Genomic DNA, 3,803 nt, shown 5'->3' with positions numbered 1-3,803 from the left:
CATGCTAGGTTTCCGGAAGGTGCCGATGGGGAAACATCGATGAAGCGGCCACTTGAAGCATCGGCTGAGGGACGCGGCCGTATCGTCGGGATCACCGATGGCGTATTCGCCATCGCGCTCACCCTGATCGTTCTCGAAATCAGGGTGCCGGCGCACGAGGCGATCCATTCCGAACGCGAGCTGCTCGCCGCGATCGCCGCCCTGGCGCCGCGTTTCCTGACCTACGCCTTGAGCTTCCTGACGCTGACCATCTTCTGGTTTGGCCAGCAGGCGCAGCATGGTCTGATCGCCAAATCCGATCGACGGCTTGCCACGCTGAACCTTTGCTTTCTCGCCTTCATCGCCTTGCTGCCCTTCTCGACCGATCTTCTGGCCGACTTCCTCGAGTTCAGAACCGCGGTGCTGGTCTACTGGCTCAATCTGCTGGCGCTCGGCGTCACGCTGTTCGCGAGCTGGCGTTATGCGGAGAAAAGCGGCTTCGTAGCAGAGGATGTCGATGCGGAAACCAAACGCACGGTCTATCTGCGCATCATCAAGGCACAGATCCTGTGGGCGGTCGGCGCCGCACTCTCGCTTGTCAGTCCCTTGCTCGGCGTCGGCTTCATCCTGGTCGTGCAGTTGGTCTATGCCGCCGCGCTTCGCGGTTCACTGCTGCGCAAGGTTATCGGCTGAGGGCCCGCCGACAAACTCCACCGTCACGCCCGGCGAAACCAATTTGGCCAGCTCCCGCGCATCCCAGTTGGTCAGGCGTACGCAGCCATGGCTCTCGGTCTTGCCGATCTTCGACGGATCGGGCGTGCCGTGGATGCCGTAGGTCGGCTTATCCAGGGCGATCCAGACCGAACCGACGGGACCGTTCGGGCCCGGCGGAATGGTCAGGACCTTGTCGTTTTGACCCTGCTTGAAATTGATGCTGGGATTGTAGGTGTAGTTCGGATCGAGCGCCACGCGCGACACCGTGTGTATGCCGGACGGTGACGGCGTATCCGACGAGCCGATGGTTGCGGGATAGGCCGCGACCAGTTTGCCGCCGGCGTCATAGGCGAAAACCTCTTTCTTGTCCTTGTCGGCGACGATACGCGCCACCGGCGTCGAAACCAGCCTGCCGAAATTGGCGACCTTGATGATCGTGCCGGGACGATTGAAATCGACCTCCGGGTTGAGCGCCTTGAGATAATTCTCGTCCATGTGAAAGCGCTCCGCGAGCGCCTCGGTCACCGACGTATAACCCATGCGGTCGAGTTGCGCCTTCTGGCTGTAGTCTTCCGGGATCGACGCGACATAAGGACCGGCCGCGTCCTCCGCTGTGATCGTGTAATTGGCGAAGGCATCGCCGCCGGATTGCGCAAGTGCCGCCTGGATGGCGACCGCGTCGGTCGATCGCAGATTGGCGCCGGTGATCTGGTTGTAGGCGGCGAGCGCCTTGTCGACATTCGAACCGAAACGCCCGTCGATGACGCCAGGCGAAGCGCCACCCCGGTCGAGCAGCACCTGAAGGGCGGCGACATCCTGGCGCGCTCCCAGCGAAAGTGCCGGGGCAACGGTGGTCTTGTCGCCGGCCTTTGGCGGCAGAGCCGCCTGATCGGCGGGTGTCGTCGGCTGGGCAGGGTCTATCGCGGCCTCGTTCAGCGGCTGGCGCTTGATTGTACCCGGCTTAGCCGGCTGCGGCGCGTCGGGATAATTGTCGTCGTAATTGCCATCGTCCTGCGGCGCCGGCGGGTAGGCTTCGGCGGAATTGTCCCCATAGGGATCGTACTCATCTGCCGGCGGCGGGATAACGCGGCCTTCCTCTTCCAACTGCTTGCGCCGGAACCGCGCCATGTCTTCCGGATCGTCGAGATAGTAGCGGTCGTCGCCTTCGGGGGCGCGGCCCAGTTCGCGCAGTCGTGTCTCGCGGCGCAAGGCGCGGCGGTCGAGCCGGGTCTGCGGCGGCTGGATGGCGATGACCTTGCCGGTATCGGCATCGACGATCACGCGGTTGCCCCTGGCGTCGTAGTAGATGTCGAGATTACCGTCCTGGGCGACAAGGATGCCCCCGGTATCGGCAGCGCGGACAACCCTTGGCGCATTGTCCGTCGTCGGCGCGGCGAACGCCCCGGAAGACACAAGCCCGGCGGCTAGCGCCGAGAGGGCAAAGATCGTGCGGAACATGGTGGCCAAATTCTCCGGTCCGTAAATTTGCCGCCGCCGGCATTGTCTTCTGGCGAACCCCTTCGCCAGCAAACCAGTTACACCATCCTATGGTTCCAACATGAACCGGGCATGAAGATGGCGGTTTTCCGGCGCCTCAAGGAATATAGGCTAGCTTTCGGCAAGTCCCAATTCCTTGCGCGCCTGCCTGGTAAGCTTCAGGGCGACAAGGCGATGGCTCTCGCGCAGATAGTCCTTCAGCGCGGCATCATCCATGCTCTGGCTTGTCCGACGCTGGATCCATGTCATGCCGCGCGAGGCAAGATAGGGTGCGGGCCGTAGCCCCGGCTGTTCCTTGAGCACATCATAGGCGATATCGGAACATTTGAAGGTGACGAAGAGCTGCTGGCCATCGTCCCAGCCGCCGATCGCGAAGACCTTGGCCCCCACCTTCCAAACATGGGCGCCACCCCACTGGACGACATGGGTCGTCGAAGGCAGCGAGTCGCAGAAGCTGTTGTAGTCGTCCAGTGTCATCCCCACCCCACGTTTTATATGAAAACGCCGCGCGTCCAGGAAGGACGCGCGGCGCAGGATCAGGCTGCCGCTTCCGCCGCGACGATCGTCGGTTTGGAGCGGAAATTCAGCCGGTCGGAACCGGCTGTCACCTTGACGGTCGAGCCGTCGAGGATGTCGCCGACCAGGATCTTCTCCGCCAGTGGGTCCTGCAATTCCTTCTGCATCACCCGCTTCAGCGGCCGCGCGCCATAGGCCGGGTCGTAGCCCTTGGCCGCCAGCCAATCCACCGCCTCCTGGTCCAGCGATAGCGTGATCTTGCGGTCGACAAGCAGGCTCTCGAGCCGCTTGAGCTGGATCTCGACGATGCGGCCCATATCCTGCCGGCGCAGCCGGTGGAACAGGATCACCTCGTCGACGCGGTTGAGGAACTCCGGCCGGAACGATGCCCTGACGACGTTCATCACCTCGTCGCGCACCAGATCGACATCCTGGTCCTCGGTGAGGTTGACGAGATATTCGGCGCCGAGGTTCGACGTCATGATGATCAGCGTGTTGCGGAAGTCGACCGTGCGGCCCTGGCCGTCGGTCAGGCGGCCGTCGTCGAGCACCTGCAAAAGCACGTTGAACACATCCGGATGCGCCTTCTCGATCTCGTCGAACAGCACGACCTGATAGGGCCGGCGCCGCACCGCTTTCGACACAGCTTGCACCGCCTCGCCCTGGCCAACGACGCGCTTGCCGATCTCGTCTTCCATGCGCAGCAGCTTGTCGCGCTCGCCCTGCAGCATCTTGTCGACCGGAATGCCGGTCCAGCGCGAGACGATATGGGCGACGTGGTCGGGGGTAACCACCTCTTCGACCATGCCGGCTTTGCCGTCCTGGGCCTCGGCCTCCTTCAGCTTCTTTTCCAATTCCGGAATCTTGCCATAGGCAAGCTCGCCGGCGCGCTGGAATTCACCCTTGCGCTGAGCAATGGCAAGGTCGTTGCGCGCCTCGTCGAGCTGCTTCTTCAGGTCGGCGGCGAGCCCGAGCTTCTGCTTCTCGGCCTGCCACTTGGCGGTGATCTCGGTCGATTCCTCCTCAAGGCCGACGAGTTCCTTTTCCAGGCGGGCGAGCCGGTCCTTCGAAGCATCGTCCGTCTCGACCTTCAGCGC

General features: G+C 63.2%; 4 protein-coding genes. 1 reads left to right on the top strand and 3 read right to left on the bottom strand.

Annotated elements, in window-relative coordinates; genetic code table 11:
- Positions 1-672: TMEM175 family protein (locus EOA22_RS27065; RefSeq protein WP_245478698.1), on the top strand; the 672-nt coding region annotated here is incomplete at its 5' end.
- Here EOA22_RS27065 and EOA22_RS27060 read toward each other — a convergent pair.
- The 3 genes from EOA22_RS27060 to EOA22_RS27050 all read right to left on the bottom strand — a co-directional run.
- Positions 646-2,151, bottom strand: a complete 1,506-nt coding sequence (locus EOA22_RS27060) for a L,D-transpeptidase family protein (protein WP_013529466.1) — start codon at positions 2,149-2,151, stop codon at positions 646-648. The two genes, EOA22_RS27065 and EOA22_RS27060, sit on opposite strands and share 27 nt — an antisense overlap.
- Before the next feature lie 150 nt (positions 2,152-2,301).
- A complete protein-coding gene (locus EOA22_RS27055) occupies positions 2,302-2,667 on the bottom strand; it encodes an MmcQ/YjbR family DNA-binding protein (protein WP_013529465.1) in 366 nt (121 codons plus the stop codon).
- 59 nt (positions 2,668-2,726) lie between these two features.
- A partial coding sequence (locus tag EOA22_RS27050; protein ID WP_164755859.1) for an AAA family ATPase occupies positions 2,727-3,803 on the bottom strand: 1,077 nt, incomplete at its 5' end.

The sequence above is a fragment of the Mesorhizobium sp. M7A.F.Ca.US.014.04.1.1 genome, assembly GCF_003998745.1.
Taxonomy (GTDB): Bacteria; Pseudomonadota; Alphaproteobacteria; order Rhizobiales; family Rhizobiaceae; genus Mesorhizobium; species Mesorhizobium ciceri.
Note: the sequence above shows the minus strand (reverse complement) of the source record. Positions and strands in the feature narration are given on the sequence as shown.